Raw genomic sequence first — 20,053 nt, 5'->3', positions numbered from 1 at the left:
AAATAAAAAAAGACATTTAAAAAAATAGTCATTTGTCATTAAGTCATTAGTAAATAAATATTTTATGTTTAATTGCTTAAAATAATTCATCGAGAACTTTTAACTACAAACAACAAACATTTTAAACAACAAACTATATTATATTTGCAGATAAATTAAAGTAAAGTTTGTGAAATCAAAAATAATAACCCCCCTTGTTGCAATTGAAAAAGCAAAGAAGTTTTGCGCTTATCAGGAAAGAGCTCACTCTGAAGTAAGAAAAAAACTTTATGAATGGGGAATGGACAAGGAACATGTTGAAGGAATTATTTCAAAACTTATAACCGAAGGATTTATTAATGAAGAACGTTTTGCAACTTCTTTTGCAAGAGGAAAATTCAGAATTAAAAAGTGGGGAAAAAATAAAATAAAAACAGAACTTAAAAAACGAAAAATTACTGAATATTGCATAAATAAAGCTTTATCAGAAATTGACAGAAAAGAATATTACAAAACACTTAAAGAAATTATTTCAAAAAAAGAAAAAGAAATTAAAGAAAAGAATGATTTGAAAAGAAAAAACAAATTATCGCAATATGCTATTTCACGTGGGTTTGAACCGGAACTTGTGTGGGATGTGATTAATGAGGATTTGTAATGAAATATCTATAGAAGTTCTTTTTATTGTGAACTGAAATAAACCTAACAGATTTCTGCTGTTAGGTTTTGTATTTTTACTTTCTTAAGTTGTCCTCAAAAGTAAAATTTTAATATTTTTTCTCTGTGGTTCTCATTTATTACTCAGTGGCTCTCTGTGTAACAATAAAATAAAAATTTACACAGAGAGTCACTGAGAATGCACAGAGTTACCCAGAGAGCTTTTTGAGCCTCTTTTTTCTTTCAATTATTCACTTTTCACAAACTTCCCTAAATTAACTCCTTTTTCATTTACAACTTTTACAAAGTAAACACCACCTGGCAAAGTGCTGACATCAAGTTTCGTTTTACTTGTATTTGTACGTTGTTTTATTAATTCTTGTCCATTAATGTTACAAACATATATAGTGCTTCCTTCCGTTATTTTTGGTATTTCTATTGTAATATTGTTTGTTGCAGGATTAGGATAAATTAATAATTTACTATTGTTTGTATTAATTCTTTTATTTATATATGCTGGAATTTGTTCGCACGGAGTGTTGTTAGTAAAGTATTTTCTAATAGTATCAATACGTTGTTGCATTATAGGATAAGCTGCAAAATTATTTGAATCACTAAAATTTCTTGCATATATAAATGCTAAATCAATTTCTTCAACAGCTCCCGGCATAAATGTAAAAGGTCCCATTGAACCAAAACCTCTTCTATCATAAGGAACATTCCCCACTGTTTTTTCTGTCCAATTGTTTACGTTGCAATTTGGCGTTGCATAATTTGTTCCCCAATGCAACAGGTCGCTATTTCCGGGAAACATAAAGTTAGCTTCGGGACCACAAGTGCCATCGTGTCCGTTTCCTCCATATGTTAAGTGCATACCATCTCTCCATAAACCTTTTAAGTATGAATAATATTCAGTTGCATTATTGGGGTTACCATTGGGTCCATTTGAGTTGTTAAAATAAAAGAAATTGCATAAACCAAATCTCTCATTATCTTTTATGCTGTCACCGAAATTTAAACCGTTTATTCCATAGCCAATGCTATCAGGATTATCAGTATCGTCAGGGTCTAATAAAGGACCTCCCAGAACAGTGCATGCTTCCATTGGCGGCTTTGCACCATAAGCTAATTCTCCACTGGATGGTGTATCTTCCAAATCTCCATTATAGCCATAAAAAGCTCCACGCTGAACATCACATCCAATATAATCATCCCATGCACCACCAATATCAAAATCTGTAAAATTCCCAACATATATGCTATCGTAAGTATGCGAAGAACGATTGAAAATTTTGTAATTTAAAAACATCGTATTCCAGAAAGCAGAGTCGCTGCAATTGTAAGCATAAGCCATACATTGCATTTCTATTCCAAGTTTTTTTCCTTTGCTTTCGGTGTGAATACCTCTATCGTCATTTATAATAAAAAAAACTGCCTGGTCGCCTTTAATTAAAGGATAATCGCCATCTAAATGATTATAAAGATTATCTCCGTTTGTATCATAATATGGAGCTAATTGTTCTGCTTGCCCTAATGCTGTATCACCATTACCAGGCCATGTGGCTATTGAATTAATAGGAATATATCCTGCATCAGCATAATGAAGTTTATGGTAATCAATATCGGATTTGTTTATTTTCCAAATTAAATTCCACTTACTGTCATATACCGGGTCATATACATTGGAAATCGGGCCACTCCAAAAATCACTACCACTTGAATTGTATAGTTGTGCCGCAACATGTAAAGAATCAATAGAATCAAGTCCTGCAATCCATAAGGTTGAATTAAAAACGGCGCATCTTCCACTTCCCTTTGGCACTTCAAACTTAGGATGGCTTTGAAGGTCCCAAAAAAGGTCATTATTATTATTAATTCGGGCGCTGATATTATTTATGTCTAATGTTTCAAATGTACTGTTTTGCGTAAACCAGTGAGCGCCTCCATCTGTTGTTTTAAGTATAGTATTATTACCTCCTACTGCATACCCCGTATTTGGGAGTGTAAAATAAACAGAAGTTAAATTATTAGTTGTTCCGCTTGTTTGTGTTGCCCAATTGTCGCCTCCGTCAGTGGTTTTTATTATTGTACCATTATTGCCAACAGCAAAACCTGTATTTGGATCTGAAAAATAAATTGAATTTAAAATATTAGTTGTCACACTTGTTTGTATTGCCCAGTCAGTGCCTCCGTCAGTGGTTTTTATTATCGCCCCACTTCCACCCACAGCATAACCTATATTTGAGTTTTGAAAATAAATAAAAGTTAAACTTTTTGAAGTTGCTGAAGTTTGTTTTATCCAATTATTTCCTCCATCAGTAGTTTTTAATATTGTATCATTCAAGCCAACTATATAACCTGTGTTAATATCAGTAAAATAAACAGAACTTAAACTTCTTGTTGTTCCCGAAATTTGTTGCACCCAATTTGTCCCACCGTTTGTTGTTTTGAAAATTTTCCCTTTATAACTGCCTACGGCATAACCAATATTTGAATTTGGGAAGAATATTTGAGAAAATTTTCTTGTTAAATAAGATACAGAATTCTGGCATACCCAGTTTGTTCCTTCATCAGTAGTTTTTAATATTATTTCACCTTCACCCGAGACATAGCCAGTGCTAGAATTATTGAAGAAAACACTGTAAAAAGAATTTGACGTTATCCCACTATTTTGTTTTATCCAATTATTGCCGCCATTAATGGTTTTCAGTATTGTTCCACCTGAACCCACCACATAACCTGTATCGGTGTTAACAAATTTAACTGATGTGTAATTAGCCGCAGTTTGTGCAATTACAATGTTTATTGAAAACAATGTAATTAATAAAAAGAAATTTTTTTTCATGGTTTTTAGTTTTTAATTTTTTACAAAAGTATTTAAAAATAAGTAAGTTGAATTTATTTTTACCTCCTTTCTTTTATTTAGACATATATTTTTTGTTGCTTATTAAAATATTTTGTTTTGCATTTGAAAGGGATTTTTATTATTAAAGTAAACCTACAAAAACAACTTTCTAAAAAAAACAGAAAATAAGTTTCCGGTAAGTTTGAATAAGTAACCGGTATAAAAAAATACGTAAATGGTAAATTATAATTTATTTCAAAGCTTCATTTTTTCTTTTTCAACATTTATTTTTTTCAAATAAAAATTATGTAATAAACTTATTAATCACAGAAATCAATATATCATGTTTATGAGCTTCCTGTATACTGAAGTATGATGTATGATGCCTGTCGGTAGTCAGGTATGAATTGCGTTAACAACAAACTACAAACCACAAACAATTAAATTTTTTTTTATAACTTTGCATCTTTCAAAATTAAATTATGCTCACACAGGAACAAATAAAAGACATTGGCAAACGCATTGAAGCGTTGAGGAGGTTTCTTTGACATCGAAGTCAAATTAAAACAAATTGAAGAAGAAGAATTACTTACCCAAGCTCCCGATTTCTGGAATAATTCAAAAGAAGCAGAAAAAATTTTAAGAAATATTAAGCTGAAAAAAAGCTGGACTAATGCTTTTAGTGAATTAACAGGTAGTTCAGATGACCTTAATGTGATTTTTGAATTCTTCAACGATGGTTCTGCAACAGAAAATGATTTGCAGCAGCAATATAATACTACATTAAAATTATTGGAAGCTCTTGAATTTAAAAGAATGCTTGGTGCCGAAGAAGATGTGCTTGGTGCAATTTTAACAATCAATTCGGGTGCCGGCGGTACCGAAAGTCAGGATTGGGCTCAGATGCTTATGCGTATGTATATGCGATGGAGTGAAAGGAATAATTACAAAGTGAAAGAATTGGATATGCAGGAAGGTGAAGTTGCAGGAATAAAATCAGTGTCGCTTGAAATTGAAGGAGAATACGCTTATGGATATCTGAAAGGCGAAAGCGGAGTTCATCGCTTAGTGAGGTTGTCACCGTTTGATGCTGCAAACAAGAGGCACACTTCTTTTGCTTCTGTTTTTGCTTGTCCGATTATTGATGAAAATATTCAGATTGATATTAATCCTGCTGACATTTCTTGGGATACTTACCGTTCAAGCGGTCCCGGAGGACAAAATGTAAACAAAGTTGAAACGGCAGTTCGTCTGCGTCATGCACCAACTGGCATTATTGTCGAATGTCAGGTTACCCGTTCGCAGTTGCAGAATAAGGAAAAGGCAATGCAGATGCTTAAATCACGATTATACGAAATGGAACTCCGAAAGAAAAAAGAAGCAATTGCCGAAGTTGAAGGAAATAAAAAGAAAATCGAATGGGGTTCGCAGATTCGCAGTTATGTAATGCATCCTTATAAAATGGTGAAAGATTTACGAACAACAGTTGAAACATCAAACGTGCAAGCAGTGATGGATGGCGACCTCGAAGATTTTATCAAAGCATATCTCATACAGTTCGGGGGCAAATAGAAAATGTTGGCAGCGGCAGTTGGCAGTATGCAAGTATAAAGTCATTGGTCATTAAAAAACTACTCTGACAACTGGCAACCGACAACTAAAAAATGAATAACTACAAACCACAAACTACAAACCACAAACTAATTACCATCCTCGGTCCTACGGCGACAGGCAAAACTTCTCTCGCTGCAAATCTTGCTTTACAAATTAATGGTGAAGTTATAAGTGCAGATTCACGTCAGGTGTATCGCGGAATGGATATAGGCACAGGAAAAGATTTAAACGATTTTAATGTTGACGGGAAAATAATTCCTTACCATCTTATTGATATTGTTGAAGCCGGTTATGAATACAATGTTTACGAATATCTGAATGATTTTAATAAAGTTTATAAAGAAATTATTTTTAAAAATAAACAACCTATATTTTGCGGTGGTTCGGGCTTATACTTGGAAGCTGTTTTGAAAGGATATAAATTAATTGATGCTCCTACTGATGATAAACTCAGAGAAAAATTAAATGCAAAAACAAATGATGAACTGATTAAAATACTTTCCGAATATCGAAGTTTGCATAATACTACCGATACATCTTCACGCGAAAGATTAATAAGAGCAATAGAAATAGCACACTACAATTCTATTCAAACTAATAAAACCGAATTTCAAAAAATCGAATCAGATGTTTTTGGAATTTATTTTGAAAGAGCTCTTATTAAAAAAAGAATTACCGAAAGATTAAAAAAACGACTTGAATCGGGAATGGTTGATGAGGTAAAAAATCTTATTAATAAAGGCGTTTCGGCTGACAAGCTCAAATATTATGGATTGGAATATAAATTTATCACACAATATATTTCCGACGAAATTACTTATAATGAAATGTTTGAAAAATTGAACATTGCAATACATCAGTTCGCAAAGCGGCAAATGACGTGGTTTAGACGGATGGAGAAAAATGGAATTAAAATCGACTGGCTCAATGGAAATTTAACGACTGAAGAAAAAATAAATCAAATTTGCCACAGATTTACAGATTAAAAACATACAAATAAAATCAGAGTTTTAAAATAATTTTCAATGTATTTTTTTACAACATAGACAAAATAATCAGATACAAAGTTTACCGAAAAAATAAATTTTGTTGAATTTTAATGTTTGAACTTAAAAAACAATAAATTTGAAAAATAAAATATTCGTTTTATGATGAAAGTTGGAGTTACAGGAGGTATTGGTTGCGGAAAGACAATAGTTTGCGATATTTTTAAATGTCTTGGAATTCCTGTTTTCAATGCCGACGTTGAAGCAAAAAAAATAATGAACACGAAGAAAATTCTGAAAGCATTACTAAAAAAAGAATTTGGAACAAAAGCATTCGACAAAAAAAATAAATTAAATCAAAAATATATTGCAGAAATTGCATTCAACAAAAAGGAAAAGCTCGTTAAACTGAACTCAATAGTACATCCGTTTTTATTTGATGTTTTTTTTAAATGGGCAGAAAAGCAAAAAACAAATTATGTTATTCTTGATGCAGCAATTATTTTCGAAAGCAAAATAAATAAAAAACTCGATTATGTTATAACTGTTCATGCTCCTCGAGCACTTCGTATCAGAAGAATTATGAAACGCGATAATGCCACAAAAGAAAATATTTTACAAAGAATAAAAAGTCAGATTGATGATGAAAAAAAAGTAAAACTTTCCGACTTTGTTATTTATAATGACGAAAAACAAATGGTTATTCCGCAAGTGTTAAAAATACTCGAAAAGATTACAGGAAAAGAGAAAGGTAAAAGTATTGTTAATTTGGTATTGAAGTAAGCCACAGATTCTGTGATAAAAATAATTAAATTTGTTCCATGCAGGGTGGTTATATTAAGCAAGTAATTTGAACGAATTCGGGTAAATTCGTTCAATTGAATGAAGAAATTCAGGCAAATTGCTTCATTATTTATAAATTTATATTAAATTTGACCCATTAAATAATTTTTATGGCAAAATATATAAAAAGAGCTATCAGAAAAGCTTTTCTAAAAAAAATGCTCCCTAATAAAGTAATGTTATTGCTCGGTGCCCGAAGGGTTGGTAAAACTTCCTTTATAGAACATTTAGAAAAAGAAGATATCAGAGAATCGTTTCTTGAGCTTAATGGAGAAGATAGCTCAACCGTTGAAATTCTAAAACTACGTACTGTAGAAAACTATAAGCGACTTACAGGAAAATACAAAATACTGATAATAGATGAAGCTCAAAAAATTCCGGATATAGGGTTAATATTAAAGTTAATGGTTGATAAAATAAAAAGCATAAAGATTATAGCAACAGGTTCATCAATGTTTGATTTATCTAATCAGTTGGGAGAACCATTAACCGGAAGAAAAATAACATTTAATCTTTACCCGTTATCGCAGATGGAATATTCACAAGAGGAAAATCTTGTTCAAACGAGGTCATTGTTAGAAGAACGATTGATATATGGAAGCTACCCGGAATTAATACAATATATAAATAATGAAGAAAAGGCAGCATATTTAAAAGAGTTGGTAAATTCATATTTATTAAAAGATATTCTGGAGCATGATGGAACAAAAAACTCTTCAAAGATGATAAACCTGCTTCGTCTGATTGCTTTTCAGATTGGCAAAGAGGTATCATTAGATGAATTAGGAAGACAGTTAGAAATGAGCAGGAACACAGTAGAAAAATATTTGGATTTATTAGCTAAAGTTTTTGTTATATATAAAGTATCGGGGTTTAGCCGAAACATGCGAAAGGAGATAACCAAAATGAACAAATGGTATTTTTATGACAATGGAATAAGAAATACTTTAATAGCCAATTTTAATCCTATTTCAACACGGAATGATATAGGAGAATTATGGGAAAATTATTTATTGTCGGAGAGAATTAAATTTCAGCATTACACGGGGATGATTGCAAATAATTATTTTTGGCGTACCTATTATCAACAAGAAATTGACTGGATAGAAGAAAGGGAAGGAAATTTATTTGCTTATGAGATTAAATGGAAGAACATTAAAAAAGTGAAAGTTCCAAGTGCATGGAAAGAATCTTATCCTGAAAGCAATTATTCTGTTATTACACATGACAATTATTTGGATTTTATAACAAAACCGAGCACATAAGAAATTCGAATGTTCACTTATTCTAAGGATTATATCAGTTTATGTTCGTAGGCATATTTAATAAGACCTACAATGCTTTTGGTATTAGTTTTCCGGAAAATATTTTTTCGGTGGGTTTCAACGGTTCGTTCGCTTATAAATAATTTTTCGGCAATGCTTTGGTTGGAATATTCTTTAGCGATTAGTTGAAGTATTTCATTTTCGCGGGCAGTTAATTCAATAATATCAGCGTCAGTCAATTTTTCATTTTTAATATAGCTGTTTATTAATGTATCTGAAACTTCGGTGCTGTAATAGGTTTCATTATTAATAACTTTTTGAATGGCTTCTAATAATTATGTTTTGCCGGTATTTTTTAAAATATAACCCGATGCTCCGGCTTGCAGAATTTCGGTAATAGTAGTAATATCAATGTGCAGCTCATGATTCGAGACATTGATGATGTGAGAAAAATCTTATAGCAAAATCTAAAATGTTTATGCAACTAAAACAGAAAAGAGCTAAAAACTCAACATTTTCAACTCTTTTCGTGTTTTATTTTGTGGCATCGACTGGAGTTGAACCAGTGACACACGGATTTTCAGTCCGCTGCTCTACCAACTGAGCTACGACGCCTCCATAATAAAGAATGCAAATATACAATTTATTTTTAACTTTAAAATATTTTTTCTATGAGAATTTAAGTACTTAAAAAACTTGTCTATCTTTGATGAAAATAGTCATTTGTCAATGGTTGATTTATAACAATTGAACAATAAAACAATTTTATTTCAGTAAAAACTAAATTTTTAACCGTTTATAATATAAAATTAAAATATTTTAAAGCAATATTATGAATCTTGCAATTGATTTCGGAAATACCTGTATAAAACTTGGTTTTTTTAATGAGAACGAACTGCTTGAAGTAAAAATTTTTGAAAGAAATAAATTTAAAAATATTAAAAAATATATTTTTAAAAAAAACATTAAAAACATCATTATTTCAAGTGTTGTTGGGGAATCAGAAATTTTTATAAAATCATTTATAAAAAGAAATAAAATAATCAAACTTGAAACTAAAACAAAACTTCCCGTAAAAAATTTATATAAAACTCCCGAAACACTCGGCAAAGACAGGATAGCAAGTGTAGTAGGCGCTAATTTTATTTTTCCGAAAAAAAATATTCTGGTAATTGATATTGGTACTTGTATTAAATATGATTTAATAAACAGTAAAAATGAATATCTGGGAGGAAATATTTCTCCGGGGTTTGATATGCGTTTAAAAGCGCTGCACAATTTTACCGCTCAACTACCGTTGGTAAAGCGAAAAGAAATAAATAATTTGCTCGGAGACACAACAGAAACTTCTATTTTAACAGGAGTATTCAATGGAATTAAAGCTGAAGTTGATGGCATAATTGAAAAATACAAAATGAAATTCAGGGATTTAAAAATAATTCTTACAGGAGGAGATATTATTATTTTTGATAATAGAATAAAAAATAGCATCTTTGCTGAACCAAATCTTGTTTTGAAGGGCTTGAATATAATACTTAGATTTAATAAATGATAAAGAAAATTTTTCCGATAATTTTTTATTTTGTGGCTGCCGGTTTTTCTGCAGTTTCACAAAATAGTGGTGTCAATTCACCTTATTCCAGATATGGCATCGGTGATATACTTTATAATCGTACTTCTAAAAATATTTCAATGGGCGGTTTAAGTTACGGTCTTAGAAGTTCAAATACTGTTAATTTTTCGAACCCTGCATCATATACTTCTTTCGACACTTCCTCAATAGTTTTTAATGTCGGTGTAATTAATACATACTGTAAACTTCGAACTGATACCTTGTCGCAGCAAACAAATAATACTACTTTTTCAAGTTTGCTTTTTGGTTTTCCGATTACACGCTGGTGGTCGGGTAGCATTGGTTTGGTTCCGTACAGCAATGTGGCATATAAAATTTCAAGTAACGAATACATTGATAGTATCGGCAATGTTCAATATTTTTATAATGGAAGCGGAGGTATTAATAAATTTTATATAGGAAATTCCTTTAAGATTTTAAAAAATCTTTCGGCAGGATTTAATGCTTCATATTTATTCGGTACATTGAATTTTATCCGCACTGTTACTTTTATTGACATAAGTAATATTTATAATTATAAAATTGTAAATTCCACAAATGCCGGAGATTTTAATTTCGATTTTGGGCTGCAATATCAGATAAAACTAAAAAAAGATTGGTCGCTTACAATTGGTTTTGTTTATAATAACACAAAAAATGTAAGAGCTAAAATTGATACGTTATCCACAAATTTTATAAATAAAAGTGGCTATTCATATACAAGAGATACTATAATAAATGTTTCCGGTATTAAAGGTAAAATTGCTTTTCCTTCAAGTTATGGAATTGGTTTTGTTCTTAGTAAAAGTGAAAAATTTCTTGTCGGCGGGGATTTTGCAATTCAGAACTGGTCGGCATACAGGTATTTCGGACAAAGCGATTCTTTAATCAACAGTATCCAAATTTGTCTTGGTACTCAATACATACCTAATGCGAATTCAATTAAAGGATATTTTCAAAAAATACATTATAAACTCGGGTTTCGATTTGCAAACACTTATCTGCAATTGAAAAACACGAAATTAAATGAGTATGGAATTACTTTTGGATTTGATTTACCTCTGCGAAAAACAAATTCACTCATAAATTTAGGTTTTGAAATAGGACAAAGAGGTACAATAAGCAACAACCTCATAAAAGAATCTTATGTAAAAGCAGCTCTCAACTTTTCTTTCTGCGACTTATGGTTTTTAAGACAGAAATATTACTAAGGGTGATTCGCTAAAAAGTTTCTCGAACACTAAATTATACTTTAACTTCGCTTGAATAAAAACTTTTTCTTTGTTTTGTATATATCCTTTTATAACTATGTAACTGAGGTTTGATTGGATTAGCTGAATTTTTATATTTCTCAATGGTTAATCTAGCCATCAGATAACTTACCGTTGACTCTGCGCCCTGATTGAGATTTACCTGATATTCTTCCAAACCATCATAACACCCACCTGTGCATGGATTGTAAATTATACGGTGCAAATGGTTATTACCCGAAAACCAATTGAAAGCTATTTTAAGCTTATTCAAATATTCTTCATCTTTAAATCTTTTGTAAAATGAATGTAAAGCCATGATTGTATAAGAGACATCAATAGGTTGCTCGCCAAAATATTCGCGTTCTCCTCCCTTAGAAAGCCAACTTTTATTAGAGATAACTTTTATTTCGTTTTTATTAAAAGTTTGTGACAGCAAAAAGTCAAATGATTTTTTTGCGATATTCAAATAACTGAATTTTTTAACAGATAACCATGCAAAAAGCATTGCTTCGGGCAATATGCTATTAGCATAAGTAAGGTAGCTCTCAAACCAGTTCCAGTTATTTTCCGATTCATGTTCGTACATAGCGGCAAGTCTGTCGGCAAGAATTTCTATAAGCCCTGTAATTGAAGGCAAATTAAATTCGCGGTTATAGTAATACAACCCTTTAATGTTGAAAGCCATAGCCCGTGATGAGAACATTTTTGCAGTATGTTGTACTGATTTTTTTATCAATTCCTCCGCAATTTCAGTCATTTCCAAAGGGATTAAATGTTTTTTGGAAATTAAATAACCCAATGCCCAAATCGCTCTGCCATTAGCATCTTCTAAATTTGTTTGGCTATTTTGATTAGTAAATTGTTCGTCTTTATCCACATAATTTAAGAAAGCGCCATCTGGCTGAATGCAGTGCTTAATGAAGTTAAGATAATTGTTCATGAGAGTTAAATCCGACTTTTCCTGTGTTAATTCGTAGTGCATGCACATTGCCACCAAAGCCCGTGCATTATCATCAAGTGTATATCCCGAGCTAATATCGGGATGGTTGATTTTCGAAAATTGTATCATTCCAAAATTAGTAGTAAGTTGTTTTATGTGATTAAGATTTATAGCCGGTGTGCTGTATTGTAATGAGAATTTATGTTCCAGCGTTTTTTCAAAAAGCAATCCGTGTGCAATAGCCGAATTTTCCCATGCTGTAGGAGCTATTTTGTGCAAAGTATTTAAACTTATGTCTTTTCGTAAAGATTCATTTTTAAGTAATCGCATAACTCCATCAGCTAACTGCTGTGAATGTTGAAAATCGATAACAATTCCTGTATGTTCATCAAGCATTTCGCGTGCTTGTGCTATCGGGGTTGAAATAATAGGACAGCCACAACTCATTGCATACGAAAAAGTACCGCTCACAGCCTGATTAGGGTCTTTGGAAGTAAATAGGTAAATGTCGGTCATACGCAGATATTCCAATAAAACCGGCAGGTCTAAATATTGATTGATAAACTTTACATGCTTTTCAATATTTAAAGAAATAACTTTTTCTTCGAGCATTTGCCTGTATTTTTCTCCTTCCGATTTTACTACTCCCGGATGAGTTTTACCAATTGCCAGAAAAATTACCTCCGGATTTGTTTTAACAATAGCAGGTAATGCATCTAATGTGGTTTCAATACCTTTACCTGAACTTAGCAATCCAAATGTTGAAAGTACTTTATGTCCTTTCAATCCATATTTTTCTTTGAGAAAAGTCTTGTCGTTATTTGAAACTAAATGAGTGCCATGTGCAATTACTTCTATTTTTTCCGGAGGTATTCCATAATCCTGCTCCAACACTCCTTTGGAAGTATTTGTCATTACAATAACAGATTTACAAGCTGCCACCAAACCCTTTACCATTTCTTTAAAACGTTCATCAGGACGTGGCAGGACAGTGTGGAAAACAAGAATTATAGGTTTTGTGAGTTGATTTAAAAATTGAAGAAAATCATTTCCACCGGATAGCTGAAAGAAACCAAACTCGTGCTGTATTACAATAATTTTAATATTTTCGTTTTGATTGATTTTGTCTGCTAACTTCGGATACTCTACTGAATTCGAAGTGTCCATCACATAACTTACTTTATCATCGTATTGATATTTTTCATCTTTTGTTTCGAGGGCGCAAACCTTTATTGAAAATGAATGTTTGAATTTGTTGTCAATTGCATTTATCAAATCCTGTGAGTAAGTTGCTATGCCACATTCCCTTGGCGGGTATGAGGTTATGAATAGAATTTCAGGCAACTGGTTATCCTGAATATGGTGCGAATGACGAATTCTGTTATTTGTAATTACATCATTTTTTATTGTTCCAAAAATAATATCATTTAACTGAGTAGTATCATAGGAATTAAAAACATTTTTATTTTTCATTTGTTTGAGAGATAAAGTAATTTAGATTTAACATAATTTATTTCTTTACATATTTTTCATTTATAAAATTAAATATGGCATTGTTTTTTATTAAAAAAATATGAAAGTTTTTGAGTGTTCAAAAGTATTTAATATAAAAAGTAAGCTTATTAAAACGTTGTTAAAAAACAATTAAAATTTAATTAGTGCTTGAATGAAAACTTTTAAATATTCAGCTTTAACACTGTCAGCGCTTTCTTGCAAACTAATGTTAATTTTTAACTGTATTTTTTCGTGCTAAACACGTGTAAGTTGATAGTTCATTAACTAATGCCGACAAACTTAAGGAAGCACAGGCAATTTGTTCGTCGGCTGCACCATAATATATATAAAGAGTATCTCCAAACAGGGCTGTTCCGGTTGGGAATACCACATTGTTGACTTCTCCGTTTAATTCCCATTCGCGTTCCGGTGAAAATAATGCGTAAGGCAAACGGGCTATTACTTTTGATGGCTCATCAAGTTTCAGCAAAGCTGCACAAGCCGAATACACATTTCCATTGGGAGTTTTTTCCACGCCGTGATAAATTAATAACCATCCGTGTTCTGTTTCAATCGGGGGGCAACCTCCGCCAATGTATTTTGATTCATGCTTGCACAAAGGGTCCATCAAAATATTTTTTTTCAGATTCATGCAATAGTTTCTCCAGAATTCTTTAGTGAGTTCTTGTAAGTCATTTATAGCTGCAATCTGAATGCCCGGTCTGATACGGTGAAGAAAATATAATTTGCCGTTTATTCTTCTGGGAAAAAAAATAACATTTTTGTCCCACAACAATATTTTCTTTCCAATATTTTCTTCCCTATAATAAAACTTATGATTTAGATAATATTTTTTATTTACTCTTTCTGCCGATTCGAGAAGATACAAGAATTCGACATAAGTAACGGGAGGTACAATTATTCCGCGTTTTTCAAAATTCTTCAAATCAGTTGAAACAGCTAATGCTCCCTGTGCATTAATTCCATCGTAAGCTGTATATGTGAGATAGTACAAGTCATCAATTTTTACAATGCGGGCATCTTCAACACCGTGCGATTCATACTCAAATTCGGAAATAATTACAGGTTTATCGCTTCGTTCTACAATCTTGAGCGGACCATCAAGCTTACAATAACCGATAGTGGAATAATTTCCTTTTCGCACTGCGCGGTAAAAAATATGAACATTGTCACCCTCACGTATTACTGCGGGATTTAGTACACCTTCGTTTTCGAATTCAAGATTGGTTTTATTCAGTAAAATGCCTTCTTTTTTTACTTCCATCATGTAGAATATTTTTTTATTTATTTAAAAATTGGTATAATGTTTTTCAGGTAAAATTTCTCGCTGTTTGGGACGGAGAGTTCTATTCCCCCATAACTATTCAGCCACTTCACTCGATAGGATTACATGCAAAAAATAAAATATTATCCGCAAGGTACAAAGAAATATTCACAAATAAAAATTAAAAATAATGGTTCTATAACGATTTATGTGGGTAAAAATAATAAAATAACAGTTCTGTAACTATTAAATTGGTTGCCACGACCTTTAGGTCGTGGATTGTTTAATAAAGTTAATATTGGCTTTAGCCAAAATAGTTCAATTCATCATTAATTAAATGCCCTCGATTTTTAGTTGACCATATATAATGTATCAACACTTTGGTATAAGTCATATTTAAATTTGTTTTTGGCTAAAGCCATGTTACTATTTTATTTCTTCTCCACGACCTAAAGGTCGTGGCAATTACCAAAATAATTTACGAATAAAATAAGTTTATAATTTTATTAATTTTTACTATATAATTCGAGAGATTTATGTTTTATCCGCCTCAGGCGAATTGGTTTAATTTTCAATAACGGAGGCATTGTGTTGCCTAATAAAAATCCCCATGGTTTCAAAGGTTCTATATGGTCGAAAATGAGTTTTACAATTCCTGTAACGGGAATGCAAATAATCATGCCGGGAATGCCAAACAATGCACTTGCAGTAATGATAACGATTATAGATATTAATGCATTTAATTTGACTTTTGAAGCTACTACTTTTGGAATGATAAAATTATTATCTATTAAATGTATGGTTATATAGAGTGCCAAAACCATGAGTGGATATGAGGCAGAATTTTTTGTAGTTATTGCAACAATCATAAATAAGGATGCTGCTATAACACCTCCAATGTATGGAATTATATTGAGCAATGCAGCAATAAGTCCAAGCAGGATGGCGTAGTCAATACCAATAATCAGCAAGCCCGCAGAATATAAAGTTGCTACGATTGCAGCTTCATAAAGTAATCCTCTTATATAGCGTTGAATAAGTGTTTTGGTTTGAGTAATTATTTCATTTACGTACTTCTTGTTACTTATACCAAAGATTCGGCGTATGAACTCAATCAAAAGAGGTTGATAAAATAATATTAAAAAGATATAAATGGGAAATAAAAACAATATTACTATTCCGTTGCCAACAGTAACGAGTGCTTGCCCTATTGCATCGCTGCCGGTATTTATAAGTTCACCTTTGGTTTTTGTAATCCAGTCATGGATATTTTGGGGATTTATATCGAAAAAACCCGAAACCCAAGTAATGGCTTGGTTGAGTATTACCGTAAATTTATCAACCAGCATCGGCAATGATTCGCTAAATCTTATTGCTTGCGAAAATAAAAGAATAACAAAAGCAGAAATTACTGAAAAAGCAAGAAATAATGTAAGAACAATAGCTAATACTCTGTTTATTTTTTTTCTTAAAAAAAAATTTACGACAGGATGCAATACAATTGCTATAATAACTGCGAAAATAATAGGGATAATAATTCTTTGAGCGATATACAACATCGTAACCAGGGCAAATAAACCAACCAGAAAAATGGTTGCCTTTATATAAAATGGTAATTTTAATTCTTTATATATCACAACTTTTAGAATTTGTTTCTTTTTTATTGAAAATATTTTGAAAAATAAATTGAGCAATTGATTTAATAGTGTCAGGATGTTGCGCAACAACGTTTGTAACACCAAACTGCAAAACAGAGCCGATAAGCTTTCTAAAAATATTTTTTGATGAACCCACAGCTATTTTTTTTGTAAGATAACCCGTAGCTAATCCTGTGGTAGTGCCTAAAATATTATTAATCAAATACGGCGATGATGCAATATCATGCAAAGTACTTTTTAGAATATTAACGGGTTTTAAACTCTCGTAGGTATGGTGGAATTGTTCTTTCAATAGATGCTCATTAGCAGCTTGCTCAACTTCTAATAACTGAATTGCATTTTTAAGCCCGGAAATGGTTGTTATTTCTTGCATATAATTTTATTTTAGCAAATTTTTAATAATATAATTGCAAATAAGTTTTTTAATCCGTTTGAACATAAAGAAATGTAGAAAAATTGCTATAATGCCATAAAAAGCAGCTACCACAAAAAAGCCGAAATAGATTTCACCAAGAATTTCACCGAGCCAAAATGCTAATCCCAAATTGAAAAAAAGCAAGAACGACATAACTAAAACAAAGATAATAGAATGAGTTATGAATGTGGAAGCAACATCCGATGTTTTGTCAGTAACTTTGAGCTTTACTAACTCATAGCTTGATTTAACATATTCGGCAGCTCTTTCCAGCAGTGTTTCAACTAACTTTGCATTGTCATCCATAGCTTCGGTTTTATAAAATTTTAACCTACGGCAGTTTTTTATCTTATTTAACTTCTGATGATTTGCATTGTGTGTGTTGAGCAAAGTCGGAAACTTCTTCTTTTACCTTTTCATATTTTTCGGAAATACCTTCAAGAAATTCATCGAATTTTTCTTTTAATGCATCCGCATAGTCCTCTCCTTTTTTAGATATTTTTTTTCGGGTTTCCGAACCTTTTTCGGGGGCAAATAAAACTCCCAGCAATGCACCGGCAGCGACACCAGCTAATACGCCTAATAACACTTTTCCTGAACTCATAATTTTTGTTTTTGAATTGTTTATAAAAAGAGATACTAAATATTTTTTGTTTTAATTAAACTTTAGTGTGGTAAAAATATTTTTTATTATGTTAGCATTAGTTAAGACTGAATTAAAATGACATTAAAATTTTATTAATTAGAATTTATACAAAGTATTGGAATTCGCAGTACAAAGATGAGTTCATTAATTCAGGAAAGTGTTACACAATTTCAGAAAAGAGTTACATCATTCACACATTAAGTTTAAAACTTAACCTTTTTATAAAAAATTGTTTTTGTAACTGCCCTAAAAGGAATTAAATTTTATGATTTTCTGAATTTTGATTTTCGAATTAGTTGCTTTTGGAAAATCAGTTTATCTGATTTAAAAGTTTTGCAGCTACCAATAGCTTTGTAGAAAAAATGCTATAAATAAAGGTAAATGAATAGTTCAGATATTATTCATTTATTTCATAAAGACGGAGACGGTTTTTGAGTAGGGTAATTTCATCCTGCATAGAATTTATTCGATGTAATAAATGAGTGATAGTTTCAATGCCTTCCAGATTAATATCCAATTCGTAATAGAAGCGAATAATTTTCTCTAATTGTTGAAGCTGCTCTGCATCAATAAACCCTGTTTCTTTAATTGTGGTAATTTCTATCAATCCGGTTTGTTGTAATGAATTGATAAATGAAATCTCAATGTTATGATTTATGCAGAATTCATTTACGGCTATTAATTTTTTTGTTTGCATTGCTTTATTTTTAAAAATTGAACTCATGCTCAAAGCTCAAAACCTTGTCAGGGGTGTCCCAAAATAGATGTTTAAATGTATTATTTTTCGTATCTGTTATTTACAAAACCCTGACAGTGTTAAGTTCAAAATTACAATTTAGACAATTCGGTGAATAATGCTTTTTGTCTTTCCGTTAAATTTGTTGGTATTTTAATTGAATATGTTATATATAAATCTCCAAAATGTCCTTCGCTTTTATAAACAGGAAAACCTTTACCTTTTAATTTTATTTTACTTTCATTTTGTGTTTCGGGCTTTACTTTTAGCTTTACCTTGCCGCTTAAGGCTTCAATTGTGATTTCACCACCTAACACAGCTGTATATAAATCTAAATCTGTAGTTGTATATAAATTATTTCCCAAACGTTTAAATTTGGAATGATTTGCTACTGAAAATGTAATATACAAATCGCCGTTAGGTCCGCCATTTATTCCTGGTCCACCATGCTCAGCTATTTTAATTGTTTGTCCATTTTCAATTCCGGCAGGTATAGTAATTCTTATGTTTTTCCCATTTACCGTTAAAGTTTGTTTGTGAGTTTTGTATGCATCAATGAGTTCGAGATGAAGTTCGGCATTGTAATCTTCTCCTCTGTATTTCATTTGCCTGCTTCTACCATAGCTTGCTGCCCCACCAAACATTGATTCAAAAAAATCGGAAAAATCACCTTCGGATTGCACTTCGGAATGCCATGCTCCATGCGATTTTGACGATGGCTCCTGATAATGTTTTGCCTTTTCAAATTCTTCGGCATGTTTCCAATCCTTTCCATATTGGTCATATTTCTTGCGTTTTTCGGGGTCGCTCAATACTTCATTTGCTTCATTTATTTGCTGAAAATTCTTTTTAGCATCTTTATTATTAGGATTCAAATCGGGATGGTATTTTCTGGCTAATTTTCGGTAAGCATTTTTGATGTCAGCTTGGGTTGCCGTTTTATCTATTCCTAATATTTTATAATAGTTGATGAAATCCATATATTTATTTGTTAGTATTAATTATACTTTACAAAAATTATAATTTTTATCGAATTCACAAAATTAATCTATATGGATATGTTATTTTTTTATATTTGTTATCATATAAAAATTCAAGAGACAATATGGGCTTCGGAACTTATAGGAATTTTCAATGTTTTTGATATCGGGCAATTCTTTTCCGCTTCCTTTGTAATAGCTTTAAACTCTTCTTCATTAACACCAATTACGGAACCTTTGATAGATAAATGAACACCAGTTATAGTTAAACCTTCCATAGTTACTGTTGCTTCGGTATCTAAAGATGTTGGGTTCAATCCTTTTTCAGTTAAAATTGCGCTAACAGACATTGTGAAACATCCTGCATGAGATACTGCAAGTAGTTCTTCAGGGTTAGTTCCAATTTCGTTTTCAAAACGAGTTTTGAAACTGTAGCTTGTATTTTTTAAAACACCACTTTGAGTGGTTAGTTTACCATTACCTTCTTTTAGGTTGCCTGACCAGTGTGCTTTTGCTGTACGTTTCATATTTTTAGTTTTTACTTTTATTCAAAACCCACCGTCCCCGACAATGGTTGTTTATCATATTATTTCTTACTGATTAATTTTCAAATGTTTTTGCTTCAATACGAAAATTCCGACAATTGAGAAATTAAACAATAAATAAAAATATTGTTTATCTTTATAGTGCCAGTTAAGATTAAATTAAAATGACATTAAGATTTTATTAATTTATAAATTTTGAAAAACAGAAGATAAGTAAGAGGTGTGAAAATTTGGCTTTGAGCATTTGCATTTATTTAAAAAGTGTATCAACTAATCAGATTAATTTTAACCAATAAATAA

At 31.4% G+C, this 20,053-nt stretch carries 18 protein-coding genes and 1 tRNA gene; 7 read left to right on the top strand and 12 right to left on the bottom strand.

Annotation, left to right across the window (positions count from 1 at the left end; all coding sequences use genetic code 11):
* Positions 1 to 169: 169 nt before the first annotated feature.
* On the top strand, positions 170 to 637 hold the full coding sequence (locus tag WC223_04500; protein ID MFA6923495.1) for a regulatory protein RecX: 468 nt from the start codon (positions 170 to 172) through the stop codon (positions 635 to 637).
* A gap of 246 nt (positions 638 to 883) precedes the next feature.
* Here WC223_04500 and WC223_04495 read toward each other — a convergent pair whose 3' ends face one another.
* Complete coding sequence (locus tag WC223_04495) at positions 884 to 3,481, bottom strand: YCF48-related protein (protein ID MFA6923494.1); 2,598 nt, start codon at positions 3,479 to 3,481, stop codon at positions 884 to 886.
* Between the two features lie 482 nt (positions 3,482 to 3,963).
* On the opposite strand from WC223_04495, the gene prfB reads away from it, so the two are divergent.
* The 4 genes from prfB to WC223_04475 all read left to right on the top strand — a co-directional run bounded on the left by prfB (position 3,964) and on the right by WC223_04475 (position 8,189).
* Positions 3,964 to 5,053 (top strand): peptide chain release factor 2 gene (prfB, locus tag WC223_04490; GenBank protein ID MFA6923493.1). Its coding sequence is split into 2 segments (ribosomal slippage): positions 3,964 to 4,026 and positions 4,028 to 5,053, totalling 1,089 coding nucleotides; the frame shifts between segments, so codons are not numbered across the junction.
* Positions 5,054 to 5,145: 92 nt separating this feature from the next.
* Positions 5,146 to 6,081 (top strand): tRNA (adenosine(37)-N6)-dimethylallyltransferase MiaA, encoded by a 936-nt coding sequence (gene miaA, locus WC223_04485; GenBank protein MFA6923492.1) that lies wholly within the window; start codon positions 5,146 to 5,148, stop codon positions 6,079 to 6,081.
* A gap of 162 nt (positions 6,082 to 6,243) precedes the next feature.
* Positions 6,244 to 6,864, top strand: a complete 621-nt coding sequence (gene coaE / locus WC223_04480) for a dephospho-CoA kinase (GenBank protein MFA6923491.1) — start codon at positions 6,244 to 6,246, stop codon at positions 6,862 to 6,864.
* A 170-nt stretch (positions 6,865 to 7,034) separates the two neighbouring features.
* The gene (locus WC223_04475; GenBank protein ID MFA6923490.1) at positions 7,035 to 8,189 is read left to right on the top strand and encodes an ATP-binding protein; all 1,155 of its coding nucleotides are present in this window, start codon (positions 7,035 to 7,037) and stop codon (positions 8,187 to 8,189) included.
* 29 nt (positions 8,190 to 8,218) lie between these two features.
* Here the strand turns inward: WC223_04475 and WC223_04470 are convergent, their stop codons facing one another.
* Together WC223_04470 and WC223_04465 are read right to left on the bottom strand one after the other, a co-directional pair.
* On the bottom strand, positions 8,219 to 8,428 hold the full coding sequence (locus WC223_04470; GenBank protein MFA6923489.1) for a LuxR C-terminal-related transcriptional regulator: 210 nt from the start codon (positions 8,426 to 8,428) through the stop codon (positions 8,219 to 8,221).
* A gap of 303 nt (positions 8,429 to 8,731) precedes the next feature.
* A tRNA-Phe gene (locus WC223_04465) sits at positions 8,732 to 8,804 on the bottom strand.
* 217 nt (positions 8,805 to 9,021) lie between these two features.
* Here WC223_04465 and WC223_04460 point away from each other — a divergent pair.
* Both WC223_04460 and WC223_04455 read left to right on the top strand, forming a co-directional pair.
* Entirely contained in the window at positions 9,022 to 9,741 is a 720-nt protein-coding gene (locus tag WC223_04460) for a type III pantothenate kinase (GenBank protein MFA6923488.1), read from the top strand.
* A complete protein-coding gene (locus tag WC223_04455) occupies positions 9,738 to 11,012 on the top strand; it encodes a hypothetical protein (GenBank protein MFA6923487.1) in 1,275 nt (424 codons plus the stop codon). The genes WC223_04460 and WC223_04455 overlap by 4 nt, the downstream gene beginning before the upstream one ends.
* Before the next feature lie 34 nt (positions 11,013 to 11,046).
* On the opposite strand, the gene WC223_04450 is transcribed toward WC223_04455, so the two are convergent.
* From WC223_04450 to WC223_04410, 9 genes are all read right to left on the bottom strand, one after another.
* Entirely contained in the window at positions 11,047 to 13,467 is a 2,421-nt protein-coding gene (locus WC223_04450) for a glycosyltransferase (GenBank protein MFA6923486.1), read from the bottom strand.
* A 250-nt stretch (positions 13,468 to 13,717) separates the two neighbouring features.
* Positions 13,718 to 14,776: a pesticidal protein Cry7Aa gene (locus tag WC223_04445; protein MFA6923485.1), complete on the bottom strand. Its 1,059-nt coding sequence runs from the start codon at positions 14,774 to 14,776 to the stop codon at positions 13,718 to 13,720.
* Between the two features lie 503 nt (positions 14,777 to 15,279).
* A complete protein-coding gene (locus WC223_04440; GenBank protein ID MFA6923484.1) occupies positions 15,280 to 16,410 on the bottom strand; it encodes an AI-2E family transporter in 1,131 nt (376 codons plus the stop codon).
* A complete protein-coding gene (locus tag WC223_04435) occupies positions 16,400 to 16,804 on the bottom strand; it encodes a hypothetical protein (GenBank protein MFA6923483.1) in 405 nt (134 codons plus the stop codon). Before WC223_04435 ends, WC223_04440 begins: the two co-directional genes overlap by 11 nt.
* A gap of 6 nt (positions 16,805 to 16,810) precedes the next feature.
* The gene (locus WC223_04430; GenBank protein ID MFA6923482.1) at positions 16,811 to 17,152 is read right to left on the bottom strand and encodes a phage holin family protein; all 342 of its coding nucleotides are present in this window, start codon (positions 17,150 to 17,152) and stop codon (positions 16,811 to 16,813) included.
* Positions 17,153 to 17,195: 43 nt separating this feature from the next.
* The gene (locus tag WC223_04425; GenBank protein ID MFA6923481.1) at positions 17,196 to 17,450 is read right to left on the bottom strand and encodes a YtxH domain-containing protein; all 255 of its coding nucleotides are present in this window, start codon (positions 17,448 to 17,450) and stop codon (positions 17,196 to 17,198) included.
* Positions 17,451 to 17,889: 439 nt separating this feature from the next.
* The gene (locus tag WC223_04420; GenBank protein MFA6923480.1) at positions 17,890 to 18,189 is read right to left on the bottom strand and encodes a chaperone modulator CbpM; all 300 of its coding nucleotides are present in this window, start codon (positions 18,187 to 18,189) and stop codon (positions 17,890 to 17,892) included.
* A gap of 131 nt (positions 18,190 to 18,320) precedes the next feature.
* Positions 18,321 to 19,208, bottom strand: coding sequence for a J domain-containing protein (locus WC223_04415; protein MFA6923479.1), 888 nt, complete (start codon positions 19,206 to 19,208; stop codon positions 18,321 to 18,323).
* A gap of 113 nt (positions 19,209 to 19,321) precedes the next feature.
* Entirely contained in the window at positions 19,322 to 19,735 is a 414-nt protein-coding gene (locus WC223_04410; protein MFA6923478.1) for an OsmC family protein, read from the bottom strand.
* Between the last annotated feature and the right edge of the window lie 318 nt (positions 19,736 to 20,053).

The sequence above is a fragment of the Bacteroidales bacterium genome, from assembly GCA_041671145.1.
Lineage (GTDB): Bacteria > Bacteroidota > Bacteroidia > Bacteroidales > JAHJDW01 > JAQUPB01.
Note: the sequence above shows the minus strand (reverse complement) of the source record. Positions and strands in the feature narration are given on the sequence as shown.

Excerpts from the sequence above, each read along its gene's own strand:
- WC223_04410 (MFA6923478.1), bottom strand. The coding sequence starts at position 19,735 with ATGAAACGTACAGCAAAAGCACACTGGTCAGGCAACCTAAAAGAAGGT.
- WC223_04475 (MFA6923490.1), top strand. The coding sequence starts at position 7,035 with ATGGCAAAATATATAAAAAGAGCTATCAGAAAAGCTTTTCTAAAAAAA.
- WC223_04415 (MFA6923479.1), bottom strand. The coding sequence starts at position 19,208 with ATGGATTTCATCAACTATTATAAAATATTAGGAATAGATAAAACGGCA.
- WC223_04455 (MFA6923487.1), top strand. The coding sequence starts at position 9,738 with ATGATAAAGAAAATTTTTCCGATAATTTTTTATTTTGTGGCTGCCGGT.
- coaE (MFA6923491.1), top strand. The coding sequence starts at position 6,244 with ATGATGAAAGTTGGAGTTACAGGAGGTATTGGTTGCGGAAAGACAATA.
- WC223_04495 (MFA6923494.1), bottom strand. The coding sequence starts at position 3,481 with ATGAAAAAAAATTTCTTTTTATTAATTACATTGTTTTCAATAAACATT.
- WC223_04425 (MFA6923481.1), bottom strand. The coding sequence starts at position 17,450 with ATGAGTTCAGGAAAAGTGTTATTAGGCGTATTAGCTGGTGTCGCTGCC.
- WC223_04460 (MFA6923488.1), top strand. The coding sequence starts at position 9,022 with ATGAATCTTGCAATTGATTTCGGAAATACCTGTATAAAACTTGGTTTT.
- WC223_04445 (MFA6923485.1), bottom strand. The coding sequence starts at position 14,776 with ATGATGGAAGTAAAAAAAGAAGGCATTTTACTGAATAAAACCAATCTT.
- WC223_04435 (MFA6923483.1), bottom strand. The coding sequence starts at position 16,804 with ATGCAAGAAATAACAACCATTTCCGGGCTTAAAAATGCAATTCAGTTA.
- WC223_04430 (MFA6923482.1), bottom strand. The coding sequence starts at position 17,152 with ATGGATGACAATGCAAAGTTAGTTGAAACACTGCTGGAAAGAGCTGCC.
- miaA (MFA6923492.1), top strand. The coding sequence starts at position 5,146 with ATGAATAACTACAAACCACAAACTACAAACCACAAACTAATTACCATC.
- WC223_04450 (MFA6923486.1), bottom strand. The coding sequence starts at position 13,467 with ATGAAAAATAAAAATGTTTTTAATTCCTATGATACTACTCAGTTAAAT.
- WC223_04420 (MFA6923480.1), bottom strand. The coding sequence starts at position 18,189 with ATGCAAACAAAAAAATTAATAGCCGTAAATGAATTCTGCATAAATCAT.